Annotated in this window: 12 protein-coding genes; 8 read left to right on the forward strand and 4 right to left on the reverse strand. The window is 69.3% G+C overall.

Annotation, left to right across the window (positions count from 1 at the left end; all coding sequences use genetic code 11):
- Positions 1-53: 53 nt before the first annotated feature.
- From BDK89_RS18785 to BDK89_RS18800, 4 genes are all read right to left on the reverse strand, one after another.
- On the reverse strand, positions 54-983 hold the full coding sequence (locus tag BDK89_RS18785; RefSeq protein ID WP_133870409.1) for an FAD binding domain-containing protein: 930 nt from the start codon (positions 981-983) through the stop codon (positions 54-56).
- Positions 980-3,238 (reverse strand): xanthine dehydrogenase family protein molybdopterin-binding subunit, encoded by a 2,259-nt coding sequence (locus tag BDK89_RS18790; protein WP_166657690.1) that lies wholly within the window; start codon positions 3,236-3,238, stop codon positions 980-982. Before BDK89_RS18790 ends, BDK89_RS18785 begins: the two co-directional genes overlap by 4 nt.
- Positions 3,235-3,729: a (2Fe-2S)-binding protein gene (locus tag BDK89_RS18795; RefSeq protein WP_133870411.1), complete on the reverse strand. Its 495-nt coding sequence runs from the start codon at positions 3,727-3,729 to the stop codon at positions 3,235-3,237. Before BDK89_RS18795 ends, BDK89_RS18790 begins: the two co-directional genes overlap by 4 nt.
- Positions 3,730-3,801: 72 nt before the next feature.
- The gene (locus tag BDK89_RS18800; protein ID WP_133870412.1) at positions 3,802-5,316 is read right to left on the reverse strand and encodes an MFS transporter; all 1,515 of its coding nucleotides are present in this window, start codon (positions 5,314-5,316) and stop codon (positions 3,802-3,804) included.
- Positions 5,317-5,497: 181 nt separating this feature from the next.
- On the opposite strand from BDK89_RS18800, the gene nirB reads away from it, so the two are divergent.
- The 8 genes from nirB to BDK89_RS18840 all read left to right on the forward strand — a co-directional run bounded on the left by nirB (position 5,498) and on the right by BDK89_RS18840 (position 17,758).
- Positions 5,498-8,005 carry a nitrite reductase large subunit NirB gene (nirB, locus tag BDK89_RS18805; protein WP_133870413.1) on the forward strand — a complete coding sequence of 836 codons (2,508 nt, stop codon included), beginning with the start codon at positions 5,498-5,500 and terminating at the stop codon, positions 8,003-8,005.
- Positions 8,002-8,349: a nitrite reductase small subunit NirD gene (nirD, locus tag BDK89_RS18810; protein WP_133870414.1), complete on the forward strand. Its 348-nt coding sequence runs from the start codon at positions 8,002-8,004 to the stop codon at positions 8,347-8,349. The genes nirB and nirD overlap by 4 nt, the downstream gene beginning before the upstream one ends.
- A gap of 76 nt (positions 8,350-8,425) precedes the next feature.
- Entirely contained in the window at positions 8,426-9,535 is a 1,110-nt protein-coding gene (locus tag BDK89_RS18815) for a uroporphyrinogen-III synthase (RefSeq protein ID WP_166657691.1), read from the forward strand.
- 151 nt (positions 9,536-9,686) lie between these two features.
- Complete coding sequence (locus BDK89_RS18820; protein WP_133870416.1) at positions 9,687-11,267, forward strand: NarK family nitrate/nitrite MFS transporter; 1,581 nt, start codon at positions 9,687-9,689, stop codon at positions 11,265-11,267.
- Positions 11,264-13,411, forward strand: coding sequence for a molybdopterin oxidoreductase family protein (locus BDK89_RS18825; RefSeq protein ID WP_133870417.1), 2,148 nt, complete (start codon positions 11,264-11,266; stop codon positions 13,409-13,411). Before BDK89_RS18820 ends, BDK89_RS18825 begins: the two co-directional genes overlap by 4 nt.
- Positions 13,408-14,808, forward strand: coding sequence for a siroheme synthase CysG (gene cysG / locus BDK89_RS18830; RefSeq protein WP_133870418.1), 1,401 nt, complete (start codon positions 13,408-13,410; stop codon positions 14,806-14,808). Before BDK89_RS18825 ends, cysG begins: the two co-directional genes overlap by 4 nt.
- 198 nt (positions 14,809-15,006) lie before the next feature.
- A complete protein-coding gene (locus BDK89_RS18835) occupies positions 15,007-16,536 on the forward strand; it encodes a hypothetical protein (RefSeq protein WP_133870419.1) in 1,530 nt (509 codons plus the stop codon).
- A gap of 91 nt (positions 16,537-16,627) precedes the next feature.
- Positions 16,628-17,758 carry an epoxide hydrolase family protein gene (locus BDK89_RS18840; RefSeq protein WP_166657786.1) on the forward strand — a complete coding sequence of 377 codons (1,131 nt, stop codon included), beginning with the start codon at positions 16,628-16,630 and terminating at the stop codon, positions 17,756-17,758.
- Positions 17,759-17,776: the final 18 nt, after the last annotated feature.

Here is a 17,776-nt window from a genome sequence, read left to right on the forward strand (position 1 = left end):
CGGTCCGACTCCGCCCCGGGTTCGCCTTTCCGGGTCCGCACCGACCCGGGCGGTCAGGCGAGGTCGTCGAGCGCTCGGCGTACGAGGGCTTGCACCAACGGGAGCTTGTAGCGGCTCCGGTCGCCGGGCTCGAACCCGGTCGTCGCGGCACGTGCCGCCGCCTCGATCCGGTCCGGCGTCCACACACCATCGAGCGCTTCGGTGGCCACGACGAGGCAGTACGGAGTCGCCGCCACGCCAGACGCGACGAGCCTCACACCGTCGTCGTGGCGTACCGCAGCGATGCCGACGAGGGCGAACTGCCAGGCCGCCCGATCCATGGCCTTCAGGTACACCGACGGGCCGTTTGGTCGGGGCACGTCGAGATGCTGGATCACTGCGCCGTGAGGAAGCCGGTGGAGCCTGCGGTCGTCGTCACTCGGTGCTGCCAGGAGCTCGTCGACCAGGACGGTCGTCGACGAACCCGAGTCGTCGTAGGTGACGGTCGCGCCGAGGGCGACGAGCGCGCTGGCTGCGTCGGACGGCTGCGTCGTGATGCAGGGTCCCTGGTCGACCACGGCGAGGTGCTCGTGCAGACCGGAACGGGCCGGGCAGGAGGTGCCGCCCTTCAACCAGCACGGAATGTCCTCGTCTCGAAAGTAGCTGCATCGGGAGCGCTGCAGCAGGTTGCCGGCGATCGTGGCCCGATTGCGGATCTGTCGGGTCGCCGCCTGCGCCGCCGCCTGGCTCAGCACGGGGGCGCCGGCGATCAGTTCCGCGTGCTCTTCGATCATCGCCAGGGTGGTACCGGCGCCGATGCGCCAGCCGTCTTCGGTGGTCGTGACGCCGACCGAGAGGTCACCGGCCTTCAGGTCGACGACCGCCGTCGGGCGACGAAGGCCGCCCCGCATCAGGGTGACGAGGTCAGTGCCGCCGGCGATGAACTCGGCGTCGTCGGCGAGCGCGTCGCCGACGTAGGGCTCGTATCGGGTCGTCGTGGTCACAAGCACTCCTCGGTGACGGTGGCGGCCAGGATGCTCGCCCGGTCGAGCGGTAGTTCGGTGAACCGGTGTCCGGTCGCACGCGCCACCGCATTGGCGATGGCTGCCGGCACCGGGATCAGCGGCAGCTCGCCGATGCCCTTCACCCCGAGCGGGTTGGCGGCGAGGTCGGCGATGTCGAGCGCCTCGTGGACGATCTCGGGAACGTCACCGATCGTCGGGACGAGATACGACTCGAGCCCGGCGTGAGGCCGCACCCCGAGTTCGGGGTCGAACGGTTGCTGCTCGGTCAGGGCGAACCCGATGCCCTGAGTGGCACCCCCGATCACCTGGCTGTCGACCAGGCGTCGATCGATGATGCGCCCACAGTCCGGTGCGACCACGAGACGACGGACCGACACCTGGCCGGTGGACGGATCGACGGCCACGTCGGCGAGCGCGGCGGCCTGCGCTCGAGGGCTCACATCGGTGGCCTGCTCGACCCGCTCGCCGCTCGACCGAAGCGTCTCGGGTGAGATCGCTTCGAGCAGGTCGGCGACGCCGAGGTCCTCCCCCGATGCGGCGACGATCCGGTCGTCGTCGATCTCGAGCTGATCAGCGGCGGTTCGGAGATGCTGCGCCACATGGGCGAACAGTCGGGCTTTGAGCTCGGCAGCGGCAGCGCGGACGGCAGGCGCCATCGTCGGGGTCGTCGTCGAACCGGCGCTGGTGGGCGCCGGTGGGCCCTCGGCGGTGTCACCGACGGTGACACGAATCTTGTCGACCGGGATTCCCAACTCCTCGGCCGCCACCATGGCGAGCATCGTGCGGGTCCCGGTCCCGATGTCCTGCGCACTCGTCGCGATGTGGACGCTGCCGTCGGCGTTGAACTCCGCCCACGCCGTTCCGGGTGGCATCGCCGTGGCGGCCATCCAGTCGCACACCGCGATCGCGCTCGCACACACCCGTCCGTCGTCGGTGGGTGGGAGCGATTCGATCGACGACAGCCGATCGATCGCGGCGATCAGTGCGTCGGGCGACGACCACGGCAGATCGTCGACCTGGTCGACTCGAGCCACGTTCCGACGACGGAACTCGACCGGGTCGTGACCGGCCGCTGCAGCGAGTTCGTCGACCGCCGATTCGAGGGCGAAGGCGGCCTCGACGAAGCCGGGTGCGCGGAACGCCACCGCAGGACCCGTGTTGGTGTGGGCCCGCCGCGTTCGCGTGCGCACCGACGCACAGTCGTACAAGTACTGGTACGAACCGTCGACGGCGCTCGCTTCGCCGGATGTGCTGTACGCGCCGTGATCGGTGACGATGTCGGCGTCGATTGCGACGATCCGCCCGTCCGTGTCGGCAGCGACGGTCACCGTCTGGACGGTTGCGTTGCGCTTGCCGGCTGCGAGGTTCTCCGCACGTCGGTCGTTCATGACCATGACCGGGCGGTCGAGATGTCGCGCTGCGACGACGGCAGCCACCGTCGGCTTCCATGGCACCTGCTTGGCGCCGAATCCGCCGCCGACGTGTTCGGCGACGACACGGACACGGTTGTAGGGGATCTCGACGGCGTCGGCCAGGATCTCTCGCACGTCGTTGACACCCTGCGTCGAGGTCCACACGACGACACCATCACCGTTCCACTCGGCCACAGCGCCGTGTGACTCGAGGGCGTTGTGCACCTGCGTGGGCGTCACGTAAGTACGTCGGACGACGTGGGCGGCGCCGGCGATCGCGCCGTCGACATCACCTCGTTCGTACTGGTCCGGTTCCTCGGCGAGGTTGTCCGGCCGGTCGGCGTGCACGATGGGGGCGCCGTCGTCGATCGCTGCGACCGGGTCGATCACGTGCGGCAGTGGCTCCCATTCGATCGTCACCGCCGACATTGCCCGGCGAGCCGTCGCCCGGTCGACGGCGACGACGAGTGCGACCTCGTCGCCGCAGAAGCGCGCCGTGTCGGCGAAGAACGGTGCCGATTCGCCGTACCAGTTCGGAAAAGACGCCTGGGTCGATGGCTCGCCGGGCCGGTGGCACCGATCTCCAACGAACACGGCGAGTACGCCGTCGATCCCGAGCGCAGCGTCGGCGTCGACGTCGACGACCCGGGCGTGGGGGTGGGGGCTGCGGACGAACTCGCCGTACGCCTGGCGTGGGCGCCGCACGTCGGCGGTGAACATTGCACGACCCCGGACCTTGTCGACTGCCTCCGTTCGAATCGTGCGGTCTCCGACGAGCGACAGGTCGCGGTCGTGCCACGGGTCGAGCTCGGCGGCTTTCACGAGACGCTCACCTCGACGACGGAACGGGCCGCTTCGAGGATGTTGCGGTAGGCGCCGCATCGACAGAGATTGCCGGCGAGGGCGTGGCGGAGGTCGTCGTCGTCGAACGAAACACCGGCGGCGGCTCGCCGCCGGAGCGACTCGACCGACATCACCTGCCCCGGCGTACAGAAGCCGCACTGCAGGGCGTCGCAGTCGACGAACGCCTGCTGGACGGTGCCAGGCTCTCCGCCGTCGACCAGACCGGCGGCGGTCTCGACCGATCGCTCGCCACACTCGGCGGCAAGCACCAAGCATGAATAGACGGGATCACCGTCGAGCAAGACGGTGCATGCCCCGCAGTTGCCCATCTCGCAACCGACCTTCGTCGCCGTCAGGTCGAGGTGTTGCCGAAGTGCGTCGTTGAGTGTCTCGGTGCCGGTGACATGCACATCGTGGTGCTCGCCATCGATCCGTAGACGGACAGAAGTGACCCGGGTCGGCGACGGCATGGTCGTCCGGATACCTCGCGGGGTGCCGCACCAAACCCACCTCACTCGGGCAGCAGAGGCGCCTGAGGTCGCTCAGTGGTCGGACGAGCGCGAGACCGAACTCAGCTGGCCGTCGACCGGGCAGGCATGGCAGCACGGACGTCCGTCGTCGACGTCCTCACCAGCGACCTCGGCGGCGACATCGTCCGGTCGCAGGAGTGCGAAGGCAGCGACACCCGCTGCGGCGACGATGGCAGCCGAGATCCACATCGCCGTGTCGAACCCGTCGCCCAGTCGCGTCGGGTCGGAGAGGGCGTCGCCGGTGAGACCGGCAAGACCGGGGATCGCCGCGACCGCGAGGAGGCCGCCGGTGCGGGCGACCGCGTTGTTCACTCCGGACGCCGCACCCGCTCGTTCGTCGGGCACCGATCCGAGCGCCGTCGACGTGACCGGGGCGACGATGCCCGACAGGCCGAGCCCGAACACGATGACCGCCGGCAGCACATCGGTCGCGAACGACGCGTCCGGCCCGACCCGGATCATCAAGACGATGCCGAGTGCGGTCGCGATGGGGCCGAACGTCAGCGGGAGCCGTGGTCCGATCCGGCCCGACAGATCACCCATTCGTGGTGACAGCACGAGCATCAGGAGCGTGACGGGGATGAGCGCCGCCCCCGCTTCGAGCGCCGACCAACCAGCCGTGACCTGGAGTTGGATCGGCAAGAGGAAGAACAGCACGCCCATCCCGCCGTAGATCGCGAAGGTGAGCCCGTTGGCGACACCGAAGACCCGATTGGCGAACAGTTCGATCGGCACCATCGGATGAGCGATGCGACGCTCGACGACCCAGAGCACCGCCGCGGCCATGCCCGCCGCAACGACTGCGGCGATCTCGACGCCCGACAAGCCGCCCTCCGGCCCCTCGATCAACGCGTACGACAAGCCGGCGAGCAGGACCGCCGTCGCTACGGCGCCGGTGACGTCGATCGAGGCGTCACGCGCCGACCGGTCACGGGTCTCGGGCAACCACCTCGACAGGACGATCACCGCGATCGCGACGGGGATGTTGATGACGAACACCCACCGCCACGAGATCTCCACCAGGAGCCCACCGACGAGCGGGCCGATCGCTCCGGCGATGCCGGTGATCCCCGACCAGGCGCCGACACCGCGGCCCCGATCGTCCGACCGCAGGCTGGATTCGATGATGGCCAGGCTGCCCGGCGTCAGCAGCGCCCCGCCGATGCCCTGCAACAGGCGGCACACGATGAGCAACTCGACGGTCGGGGCGATGGCGCACAGCAGCGACGCCACGGCGAACCACACGACGCCGATCCGATAGAGCCGAACGCGGCCGAAGCGATCGCCGAGCGAGCCCCCGACCAGGATGAACGACGCCAATGTGAGGGTGTAGGCGTTGACGATCCACTTCTGACCGGACGAGGATGCGTCGAGGTCGGACGCCAGTGTGGGGAGGGCGACGTTGACCACCGTCGCCGTGAGCGACGCCACGGTCGTCCCGAGCACGACCGTGGTCAGCAGGAGGCGCCCGCGGCGGGAGTCGAGCTCGACGTCGGGTGACCCGTCGGCGGATGACACGGTGACCATGTTCGCACGTCTCGGCGATGCGTCCACCGGCGGCGTTCGTCCGCACGGGGCCGACCTCACACGCCGTTCGGGTGCGATGTGAGAAGACTCACCCGACCGAGCAGTCCTGAGCGATCCGCTCGCAAACCTGCCGTCACGCCGGACTCATCGTGACGAAACAGGGCCGTGGTGCGATGGCCTCATGAGCTCGGGCCGCCCTCCTCGTCACCTCCTCGTCGTCGGCAACGGCATGGTCGGCCAACGGTTGGTCGACGAACTCGTCGCCGCCGACGTCGACCAGGACTGGACGATCACGGTCGTCGGCGAGGAGAGTCGGCCGGCCTACGACCGCGTCGCCCTGTCAAGCTGGTTCGACGGACGGACCGAGCTCGACCTTCGTCTGGTCAGCGAGACCTTGCTCGACGGCGATCGGGTCGCATATCGGCTCGGCCACACCGTCGACCGCCTCGATACCGAGAACGGAGTCGCTCACCTCGACGACGGCACCGAGCTCCGCTACGACGAGGTCGTCATCGCCACCGGCTCGTCCCCGTTCGTCCCACCGATCCCCGGCCACGAGCTGCCCGGCACCTTCGTCTATCGGACCCTCGACGACCTCGAGGCGATCAAGGCGTGGGCGGAGGCGGACGGACGCCGCTCCGGCATCGTCGTCGGGGGCGGGCTACTCGGGCTCGAAGCCGCCAACGCGTTGCTCAACCTCGGGTTGGAGGTCGACGTCGTCGAGATGGCTCCGTTCCCGATGCCGCAGCAACTCGGCGAGGGTGGCGGGCGGATGCTCGCCCGCTGGGTCGAGTCGTTGGGTGTGCGGCTCCACTGTGGTGTGACTTCCGACGAGTTCGTCGCCGGCGACGACGGCAACGTCGCTGCGCTCCGACTCGCCGACGGGCGCGAACTGACGACCGACCTCGTCGTGTTCTCGGCCGGCGTCCGGCCGCGCGACCAGCTCGCACGAGCGAGCGGCATCGAGGTCGGCGAGCGTGGCGGGATCGTCGTCGACGACGCGCTCCGCACACCCCAGCCGAACGTCTCGGCGATCGGTGAGGTCGCCCTCCACCGAGGGCGGGTCTACGGCCTGGTCGCCCCCGGCTACGAGATGGCCCGCGCGGTTGCCCGGCGGCTCACCGGCTCCGACGAGTCCTCGTACGAGGGCAGCGACTTGTCGACCAAGCTCAAGCTGCTCGGCGTCGACGTCGCATGCTTCGGCGCGGCCAACGCAGCCGGCGAGGCCGTCGACGAGATCGTCTACCACGACCCGGTCAACAAGATCTTCCGACGACTCGTTCTCGACGTCGACACCGGCGCACTGCTCGGCGGTGCACTGGTCGGCGACATCTCGGGCTACGAGCTGCTCACCGCGATCACGCTCGGGCAGGCCGTCCAGCCCGACGACCTGCCCGCCTACGTGCTGCCGGCGTCGGTGCGCCCTCCCGACGAAGGCGCCCTGCCCGACGGCGCACAACTCTGCTCGTGCAACGCGGTGTCGGTCGGCACGATTCGCGAAGCGATCGGCGACGGGTGTTCGACACTGGGTGAGCTGAAGGACTCGACCTGTGCCGGAACCAGCTGCGGCGGTTGCGTCCCGGCCCTGACGTCGCTGCTGAAGACCGAGCTCGCAGCGTCCGGCATCGAGGTGTCGAAGGCGCTCTGCGAGCACTTCGATCACTCTCGCCAGGAGTTGTTCGACCTGGTCCGTTTCCACCGGTACACGACGTGGGCCGACGTCCTCGCCAACCACGGTCGCGGGAACGGCTGCGAGATCTGTCGGCCGACGGTCGGCTCGATCCTGGCGTCGCTGTCGAACGGCTACATCCTCGACGGCGACCAGGTCACGCTCCAGGACACGAACGACCTCCACCTCGCGAACATGCAGCGGGACGGCACGTACTCGGTCGTCCCGCGAGTACCGGGCGGCGAGATCACACCCGACCAGCTGATCGCGCTCGGACAGATCGCCAAGGACTTCGACCTCTACACGAAGATCACCGGCGGGCAACGGATCGACCTGTTCGGTGCACGGCTCGGTGATCTTCCGACGATCTGGCAGCGAGTCATCGACGCCGGGATGGAATCGGGCCATGCGTACGGCAAGTCGCTGCGCACGGTGAAGTCGTGCGTCGGCTCGACCTGGTGCCGGTACGGCGTCCAGGACTCGGTCGGGATGGCGATCCTCGTCGAGCAGCGGTACCGAGGCCTGCGTTCGCCGCACAAGATCAAGATGGCGGTGTCGGGCTGCACGCGCGAGTGCGCCGAGGCACAGAGCAAGGACGTCGGGGTGATCGCCACCGAACACGGCTGGAACCTGTACGTGTGCGGCAACGGTGGCCGTAGCCCACGTCATGCCGATCTGCTCGCCGGCGACCTGACCGACGAGCAGCTGATCAGGGCGATCGACCGCTTCCTGATGTTCTACATCCGGACCGCCGACCGCCTGCAGCGGACCTCGAGCTGGTTCGAGGAGCTCGACGGCGGACTCGACCATCTGCGGGCCGTCGTCTTCGACGACGTGCTCGGCATCGCCGACGAACTGGAGGACGACATGCAGCGCCACATCGACACCTACGAGTGCGAGTGGAAGGCGACACTCGACGACCCGGAGCGGCTCGCCCACTTCGTCGAGTTCGTCAACGCTCCGGACGCCGCCTCGACCCCGACTCGGGTCGAGGTCCGCGGTCAGCGGGTTCCGGCATGAGCTGGGTCGACGTCGTCGAACTCGACCAGCTCGCCGTCGACCGCGGCGTTGCCGCCATGATCGGAGACGGTCACGCCGTCGCCGTGTTCCGGCTGTCCGACGACGAGGTCGTCGCCGTCGACCACGTCGACCCGTTCACCGGCGTCGGCGTTCTGGCTCGCGGTATCGTCGGCTCGGTCGGTGACCGCGCGGTCGTCGCGTCGCCGCTGCACAAGCAGCGGTTCGACCTCCGGACCGGCGATTGTCTCGACGACCCGGACGTGTCCGTGCGCACGTGGGACGTGACCATCGTCGACGGCATGGTCCGCGTCGCCGATCACCGCCGCCACGAATCAGCGGCGTGAGCAGCGATCGGCGATTCACGTCGAAGCGACGCACTGCCGAAACATCGACGAAACCTCGGCGTTCGACACTGAGTCGGTGACGAACCCTCTCGCCGGTTACACGATCGGCGTCACCGCCGACCGGCGCTCCGACGAGCAGATGAAACTGCTGTCCGGACGCGGTGCCGAGTGCCTGCACGGACCCGTCATCAAGACCCATCCCGTCGGGACCGACGATGCGATGCGCGACGCGACGGAGGCGATCCTCGACGAGCCACCCGACGCGATCGTTCTCACGACGGGTCTCGGCGTGCGGAGCTGGCTCGAGGCCGCCGACGCCGTCCAACTCGGCGACCGGCTGCACGATCTCCTCGCTTCGACCGCCCTGTACGCCCGTGGCCCGAAGGCCAACGGTGCCCTCGTCACGGCCGGCTTCGACGTCGAATGGACTGCGCCGAACGCCCGCTACGACGACATCATCGACGAGTTGACCGAGCGAGGTGCCGACGGCATGCGCATCGCCGTCCAACTCGACGGGGCCGGCGCCGCCGGGCTGTGCGAGCGGATCGAGGCGCTCGGAGCGACGGTCGTGCGCATCCCGGTGTATCGCTGGTCGCTCCCCGCCGACACGACCCACGCCGAGCGCCTCATCCGGGCGACGATCGACCGGCGGGTCGACGCGGTCACGTTCACCGCCAAGCCGGCCGTCGACAACTTCTTCGAGATCGCCACCCACATCGGCGCGCTCGACGACCTCGACGACGCCATCCACACCGATGTGGTGATGGTGTGCGTCGGCCCGGTGTGCGCCACCGGCTTCACCGACCACGGCTACGACCCGCCGCTCGTGCCCGAACGGCACCGGCTCGGTGCGATGGTGCAGCTCGTCGCGAACCACTTCGCAGAGCGCGGACGCGAACTCCGCCTCGGCGGCAAGCCGGTCCGGATCCAGGGTCGCATGGTGTACGTCAACGGGTCGCCGCCCGTGTCGCTGACCGAACGGGAACAATCGCTCCTCACGGCCCTCCTCGAGCGCCCGGGCGTGGTCCTGTCGAAGCGCGATCTGCTGCGGCGGGTCTGGCACGGCACCGAGTCGGACGAGCACCTCGTCGAGGTGACCATCGCCCGCCTGCGTCAGCGGCTCGGTTCGGCGTCGGACGGCATCGAAACCGTCGTCCGCCGCGGCTATCGGGCGAGCGAGACCTAGCCGGCGCCGGCCTGATGTCGGAGTTCTCACAGGGCGCTGCGCGCCGTTGTGAAGATGCTGTCAGTCGCTGCGGAGGGCGGGTGCGACGGATGCGACACGTCGTTCACCCGGACGTCGTCACCGGGCAACGCGAGTGTTCTTGGATCGCTGCATGACAACGGACACCCACCCCAACTCGGCCTCGCAAGCGGCCAGCCGTGTGAAGGGCCTCTGGTCGTTCCGCGGCAAGTACCGAATCCTCCACCTGACCTGGTTCGCGTTCTTCCTCAGCTTCGTCGTGTGGTTCAACTTCGCGCCGTTCGCGAACACGATCGCCGAGCAGGTCGGACTCACCGCCGACCAGAAGAAGACGATCGGACTGTGCAACGTGGCGTTGACCGTGCCCGCCCGGATCTTCATCGGCATGGCCCTCGACCGATGGGGCCCTCGTCGCGTCTATGCGACGATCCTGATGTTCGCCGTGATCCCGAACACGATCTTCGCCCTGTCGAGTTCGTTCGAGACGCTGGTGTTCAGCCGTCTCGCACTGTCGGTGGTCGGAGCCGGCTTCGTCGTCGGCATCCGCATGGTGTCGGAGTGGTTCCCGCCGAGCGAGGTCGGCACCGCCGAGGGCGTCTACGGCGGCTGGGGCAACTTCGGATCGGCCGCCGCTGCGTTCAGCCTGCCGACGATCGCCGCGTTGTTCGGCGGCGACGACGGCTGGCGCTACGCGATCCTGCTGACCGGCGTGATCGCCGCTGCGTACGGCTTGTTCTACCTGCGGGCCGTCACCGACACCCCCGACGGTGTGTCGTACGCACGCCCCCGGCGACAGGGTGCGCTCGAGGTCACGAGCCGAGGTGGTGTGTGGGGCCTCGCCGCCCTCACCGTGCCGCTCAACGCGATCCTCGCTGTGATCGCCTGGCGCATCTGGCGGGTCGATGTGATCACCACACCGGTGTTCATCGGTGTGCTGGCCGCCGTGGCCGCCCTCCTCATCATCCAGGAGATCGCCGTCTTCCGGGTCAACAAGCCCGCACTCGCCGGCGAGTACCGCGAGTCGGACCAGTACCCGCTGCGCTCCGTCGCCGTGCTGTGCCTCGCCTACTTCGCCACGTTCGGTTCCGAACTCGCCGTCGTGTCGATGCTGCCGACCTTCTTCGAGGACACGTGGGGACTCAACACCACACTCGCCGGCATCGCCGCCTCGGGGTTCGCGTTCATGAACCTGGCGTCCCGTCCGGCCGGCGGCATCATGTCCGACGTGCTCGGGTCACGGAAGCGGACCCTGTCGGCACTGCTGGTCGGGCTGCTCGTCGGCTACGTCCTGCTGTCGACGATGGGATCGGCGTGGCCGTGGGCGCTGGCGATCGCCGCCTCCATGTTCTGCTCGTTCTTCGTCCAGGCCGGCGAGGGTGCCGTCTACGCGATCGTGCCGCTCGTCAAGAAGCGGGTCAGCGGCCAGGTGGCCGGCATGGCCGGCGCCTACGGCAACGTCGGTGCCATCACGTTCCTCACCGTCGGCCTGTTCGTCAGCGACCGGGTCTTCTTCCTCACGATCGCCGTCGCCGCCGCCGTGGCGTTCCTCGCGAGCCACTTCATGGTCGAGCCGGCCGACAGTTTCGCCACCGAGTTGTTGGTCGACCACGAGGCCGACGAGACCGATCTCACCCACCCCGAGCACGCACACGCCCACCCAGGCAGCATCGGGGATGCCGACGGCCTCGCCCCCGCAGGAGCCCACCGGTCGTGAGCACCGACGGCCGCGTCACGCTGTCGCACTGCCCGTACTGCGCGCTGAACTGCGGGGTCGGTCTCGAGACCGACCCCGCGGGTCGGCTGGTCGGGCAGGTCCGCTGGAAGGGGTCGCCACTCACTGGTGGCGCCGTCTGTTCGAAGGGATCGACGGCCTGGGAGCAGGTGCAGCACCGCGACCGTTTGACCGCTCCCCTCGTCCGCCGCGACGGCCGGCTGGTCGAGACCTCGTGGGACGAGGCACTCGATCTCGCGGCGGAGGGCTTCGCACGGATCAAGGCCGAGCACGGCGCCGACGTCAACGCCGTCCTGTCGGGCGGATCACTCACGAACGAGAAGGCGTACCTCGTCGGGAAGTTCGCCCGGCTCGCGTTCGGGACCCGGCACGTCGACTACAACGGACGCTTCTGCATGGTGTCGGCCGGCTCGGCCAACCTGCAGGCGTTCGGCCTCGACCGCTCGATGACGCCGCTGTCGGAGGTCGAGCGGGCCGATGTCGTCGTCGTGGTCGGCGCCAACGTGTCCGACGCCTACCCGGTCATGTTGCCGAACGCGATCAACCGCGCCCGGCAACGAGGCGCGCGCATCATCGCCGTCGATCCTCGCTTCGGGCGGTGGGTGAAGGACGGCGACACCGCGCTCGCTATCCGGCCCGGGACGGACGGCGTGCTCTTCCTCGGGCTCCTCGCCGAGGTCGAACGACAGGGCCTGCTCGACGTCGACTACATCGCGGAACGAACCGTCGGGTTCGCCGAGGCGATCGCCGCAGCCCGGCCCTGGACGCCCGAGCGGGTCGAGGCCGAGACCGACATCGACGCCGCCACCGTCCGCGACGTCGCCCGGGCGATCGCGACCGCGCCCCGTTGCATGATCCTCCACGCACGCGGCGCCGAGCAGCAGACGATGGGGACGAACAATGTCCTGTCGATGATCAACCTGGCGCTCGCCTGCGGCCTGCCGGGTCGGCCCGGGTCGGGGATCGACATGCTCACCGGCCAGCGCAACGGCCAGGGCGGTCGCGAATGGGGCCAGCGCTGCAACCAGCTCCCCGCCGGGCGGTCGATCGCCGACCCAGAGCACCGCAGGGTCGTCGCCGAGCGCTGGGGCGTGCCGGTCGAGTCGCTCCCGGGTGTGGGTGCCACCTATGTCGAGATCCTCCAGATGGCCGGCCGTCGCGAGATCCGGGGTCTGTTGTCGATCTCGAACAACTGGCGGATCTCCGCACCCGACCTGCACGCCGTCGACCGCCAGGCCGACGAACTCGACCACGTCGTGGTGATCGATCCGTTCTTGTCGGAGTCGGCGGAGCGGCACGCGACGATCGTGCTGCCCGGCACCACCTTTGCGGAGGAGGAGGGCACGATCACGACGATCGAGGGTCGCGTCGTCAGGTGCGACCAGGCGGTCGCACCGGTGCCGCGACGATCCGACATCGACATCGTCCGCAACCTCGCTCGACGCCTGGGTGTCGGTGAGCACTTCGACTTCGTGCGCGGCCGCGAAGTGTTCGACGAGATGCGCCGGGTGTCCGCCGGCGGCCCCAACGACTACTCGGGCATCACCTGGGACCGGGCTCGCGACGGCGTGTTCTGGCCGTGTCCGTCAGAGGACCATCCCGGGACGCCCCAGCTGTACACCGACCGATTCGCCCACGCGGACGGGCGCGCTCGCTTCGTCGCGGTGCACCGCCTGTCGCCCCCGGTCGACGTCGACCGGCAGTACCCCTTCGTGCTCACGACCGGCCGCCACCTCGCCCAATACCTGTCGGGGAACCAGACCAAGCGGATCGACGCCCAGCAACGCAAGGCGCCCGGGCCGTACGCCGAACTCCACCCGGAGATCGCCACCGAACTCGGGCTCACGCCGGAAGACCGGATCGTGCTCACGAGCCGACAGGGGCGATCGGTGGTGCCGTGGCGCCCGAACCCGAGCCTGCGACCCGACACCGTGTTCATGCTCTACCACTGGCGTGAGTGCAACACCCTGACCTCGGCCGACCTCGACCCGACGAGCAAGATCCCCGGCTTCAAGTTCACTCCCGTCGCCGTTCGGCGTCTCGCCGCCGTCGGCGACGACGATGTCGCGAACGAGGTCCCGAGCGACGTCAACGATCGCCCCGGCCCACTGGAGGTCCCGTCATGAACCGCTACCTGCTCGCCTGGGACCTGACCGACCGTCGTGTGCTCGTTGCCGGCGCCGGCACGATCGCGGAGGGCAAGGTCGAGACACTCCGTACGGCCGGCGCCCGCCTCGTGGTCGTCGGCCGCGAGGCCACGCCTCGCCTCCGCGAACTCGCAGCAGACGGGACGATCGAACTCGCCGAGCGAGGGGTGCGTCGCCGCGACGTGCTCGGCGCCCGCCTGGTCGTCGCCGCCACCGACGACCGTCGTGTCAACCGGCGTGTTCGCCGCTGGGCCCACGCCGTGCGCGCCGTGGTGAACGTCGTCGACGATCCGGCATTGTGCGACGTCACGGTGCCGGCCACGGTGCAGCGAGGTCCCGCGACGATCGCCATCTCCACCGACGGCTCGAGCCCCGCCACGGCCCGCCTCCTCCGAGAGGAGATCGAGCGTGCCGTTCCGCCCGGGGTCGGCGAACTCGTCGACCAGGCGTCGATCGCCCGCCGCCGGATCCGCCACGCCGGCGAGTACCGCTACGACTACGCCGCCTGGCGCCAGCGACTGCTCGAACCTGGCCTCGAGGCGGTCCACGCCGGACGACTCGACGCGATCCGCGAGTTGCGACACCGCTTCGAGATCGGGTTCGCCGCGCCGACCCCGATCCGGAGCGGACGTGTCACCCTCGTCGGTGCCGGCCCTGGCGGCGCCGATCTCATCACGGTGCGCGGCGCCCGAGCGCTCGCGACCGCCGACGTCGTCGTCTACGACCGCCTGGCCGACCCGGCACTGCTCGACCTGGCTCCCGTCGTCGCCGAGCGGATCCCGGTCGGCAAGGCGAAAGGCAGCGGCACGCCGCAAGACGACATCAACGAGCTACTCATCCGCAAGGCGGCCGACGGTTCGCACGTCGTGCGCCTCAAGGGCGGCGACCCCTTCGTGTTCGGTCGCGGGTCGGAGGAGTGCGAGGCCGTCACCGCTGCCGGGCTCCCGTGCGAGGTCGTGCCCGGCGTGTCGTCGTCGCTCGCAGCGCCGGCACTGGCCGGGATCCCCGTGACCGAGCGCAGCGTCGCCGCCTCGTTCACGGTCGTGTCGGGCCATCGTGCCGCCGACGAAGCACACGACTGGGAAGCACTCGCCCGCTCCGGATCGACGCTCGTCGTCCTGATGGGCGCGACGACGGCGCCGGAGATCGCGTCGGCACTGATCGACGGTGGCCGGCCCGACGACGAGCCGGTCGCCATCGTCCACGCCGCCGGCACCGAGTCACAACGCTCGATGCACCTCACCCTCGACGCGCTCCGTGCCGACGGTTGCCCGTTCCCCGCCCCGTGCGTCATCGTCATCGGTCCCGTTGCTCGGACGCGCGACGTACACGCAACTGGAGCGGCGGAAGCGATGATCGCCGCCGACGCGGTCTGAGGCTCGGGAACCGCGACGTCGTCATCGCGCCGATGTTGCACCGTGTTCGACAAGAGCAGGACACGACTGTGCAAATTGCACCCCGATTCTCCATGGCGGCGTATTCCGACCGGACGGAGCCGCTCTGTGCCGACGTCCGTCTGGGCACTCGACCCAGCGGGGGGCGGGCGCTCGACCAGGCGGCACAGGAGCATCATCATGATCAGATTCGACATCAACCCCGGACGGCTCGAGCCGCTTCGGCTGCACTTCCGGGAGTGCACCCCACGCATCCTCGTCGTCACCGACGGGAGCCTCAACGGCGGCACCGGCGGCTTCGGCCTCAGCCACTTCATCGACATCCTGTCGTCGACCCAGATCCACGGCATGACCCCGATCGTCGAACATCGCGACCGCCACGCCGGCGGGCCCGACCAGGCGTTCGACGACCTGTCGATCTCCAAGTTCGACGTCGTGTTCCTCTTCGGGATCGAGACGACCGGATCGGCGCTGAGCGCGAGCGCTTTGTCGAAGGTGCAGCACTTCATGGAGGACGGGGGTGGGCTGTTCTCGACCGGCGACCACGAAGACCTCGGGACCGGGATGAGCGGCGACATCCCGCGCGTCCGCCAGATGCGCTATTGGGCCGCGGCCGACACTCCGGATGCCAGCGACTCGACCCGCCTGACGACCAACCTTCCCGGCAACGACGTCGCCTACACCTTCGCCGATCAGTCCGACGAGCATCCGCAGCGGCTCTACCCGAACTTCGCCGTCGGCACCGATGGGTTCGTCCTGGTGCCGATCGGCGGAGCATCGCCGTCGAGGCCGGCACATCCACTGATCCGGCTCACGGGTGGGGGCGCGCTCGACGTCTACCCCGATCATCCGCACGAAGGCGAGTGCCGCATCCCGACCGATCTGTCGACCACGTTCGACCTCGACGGTTCCCCGACGGCCGAGTGGCCGGGCGGACCGTTCTTCTTCATGCGGCCACGACCTCGGGCCGTCGCGTACGCGATGTCGGCGGGGAACGGCTTCGAAGGGCCCGACAAGTCGGCGGTGGTGCCGAGGTCGTTCATCGCGATCGCCGCCTACAACGGGCATCTCGGCAGCGTCGGACGGGTCGTGACCGATGCGACCTGGCACCACTACGTCAACATCAATCTGACCGGGATGCGGCCCGGTGGCGTGTCGAACACGGACATGCAGGCGATCGAGGCGTTCTGGTCGAACATGGTGAACTGGTTGATGCCGGCCACCGTTCGACGGTGCTTGTGGCCGTGGCTCGTCGTGTCGACCCTGGTCGATCATCCACTGCTCGAAGAGATCGAGATCCCGGAGCCGTCGCCGAAGCGTGTGCGTGAACTCGTCGCGCTCGGGTCGGCCGTCGTGTCGGCCGTCGACGAACGACCCGGATCGGTGGGCACCGATGCGGTGACCGATGCGGTCGCCATGCTCGCCGGCACGACCGACCGGAAGACGGACGACCGCAAGTTCGCCGTGAACGATCGACTCGCCTCGAAGGTCGGGCTGGCCCTGATCGGTGCCCACTTCGCACACGTCGCCCACACCCTCGAGAAGGGCGGCGAGCTCCACGACCACGACGGTCTCGAGCGAACGGCCAAGGCACTCGGCGACGAGATCGTCGAGGCTGTGATCGCCGACGAGCGCTCAACGCTCGAGAAGTCGGCAGCCGAGCTCGACCGGACACGGCGACTGTTGGCCGAGCCGGTGCCGATCGGCTGACGATCGACGGTGTCGGGTGGTCGGTCGCAGCGTGGCGATCGGGCATCCGACACCGGCGTCACCACGCCCGCGGCCTACGGTCCTGACCATGATCGAGGGGATCCGACCGTTCAGCATCGACGTGCCCGACGAGGTGCTCGACGACCTCCGCCGTCGGCTGCACGCCACCCGATGGCCGGACGCCGAGTTGGTGGACGACTGGTCGCAGGGCATCCGGCTCGCCTACGTGCGTGAGTTGTGCCGGTACTGGGCCGACGAGTACGACTGGCGGGCCCGCGAAGCGGCGCTCAATCGGTTCGACCAGTTCGTCACCGAGATCGACGGCGTCGACATCCACCTGGTCCACCAGCGGTCGCCGAACCCCGACGCCATCCCGCTGCTGATCACCCACGGTTGGCCCGGTTCGATCGTCGAGTTCCACAAGGTGATCGAGCCGCTCACCGACCCGGCCGCACACGGGGGCGACCCTGCCGATGCGTTCCACGTGATCGCCCCGTCGCTACCGGGCTACGGGTTCTCCGGCAAACCGACCGAGACCGGCTGGGGCATCGAGAAGATCGCCGACGTCTGGGCCGAGTTGATGACCATGCTCGGCTACGACCGCTTCGTCGCCCAGGGCGGCGACTGGGGCTCCGCCGTCACTCACCAGGTCGCCGCTCGCCATCCCGACCGGTGCATCGCGGCGCACATGACCTTGGCGATGGCGGCCCGGCCCGCGGGCGAACCGACCGAGCCGGACGAGCTTCGCGCGCTCGAGCGAGCGGCCGAGTACCAGCAGGTCGACGCCGGCTACTCGAAGCAGCAGGCGACCCGGCCGCAGACACTCGGCTACGGATTGGCCGACTCGCCGTCGGGCCAGCTGGCGTGGATCGTCGAGAAGTTCTGGAAGTGGACCGACTGCGCCGGCCACCCCGAGAACGTGCTCACGCGGGACGAGATGCTCGACAACGTGATGCTGTACTGGGTCACGAACTCGGCGACGTCATCGGCCCGTCTGTACTGGGAGAGCTTCGGCGGGCGTCGCTCGGCCGAGGTGACGATCCCGGTCGGGTTCTCGGTCTATCCGAAGGAGATCGTGCCACCGGTCCGGTCGTGGGTCGAGCAGACGTTCCCCGACATCCGCCACTGGGCCGAGCACGAACAGGGCGGCCACTTCGCTGCGTTCGAAGTCCCCGACGTGTTCGTCGACGACCTCCGCGACTGTTTCCGTCAGTTCCGATAGCCCGAGTCGCCGGGAGGC

Origin of the sequence: Ilumatobacter fluminis, assembly GCF_004364865.1 — a bacterium.
Taxonomy (GTDB): domain Bacteria; phylum Actinomycetota; class Acidimicrobiia; order Acidimicrobiales; family Ilumatobacteraceae; genus Ilumatobacter; species Ilumatobacter fluminis.

Coding starts and splice junctions, on each gene's coding strand:
- BDK89_RS18795 (WP_133870411.1), bottom strand. CDS start 3,729: ATGCCGTCGCCGACCCGGGTCACTTCTGTCCGTCTACGGATCGATGGC.
- BDK89_RS18800 (WP_133870412.1), bottom strand. CDS start 5,316: ATGGTCACCGTGTCATCCGCCGACGGGTCACCCGACGTCGAGCTCGAC.
- nirB (WP_133870413.1), top strand. CDS start 5,498: ATGAGCTCGGGCCGCCCTCCTCGTCACCTCCTCGTCGTCGGCAACGGC.
- nirD (WP_133870414.1), top strand. CDS start 8,002: ATGAGCTGGGTCGACGTCGTCGAACTCGACCAGCTCGCCGTCGACCGC.
- BDK89_RS18820 (WP_133870416.1), top strand. CDS start 9,687: ATGACAACGGACACCCACCCCAACTCGGCCTCGCAAGCGGCCAGCCGT.
- cysG (WP_133870418.1), top strand. CDS start 13,408: ATGAACCGCTACCTGCTCGCCTGGGACCTGACCGACCGTCGTGTGCTC.
- BDK89_RS18835 (WP_133870419.1), top strand. CDS start 15,007: ATGATCAGATTCGACATCAACCCCGGACGGCTCGAGCCGCTTCGGCTG.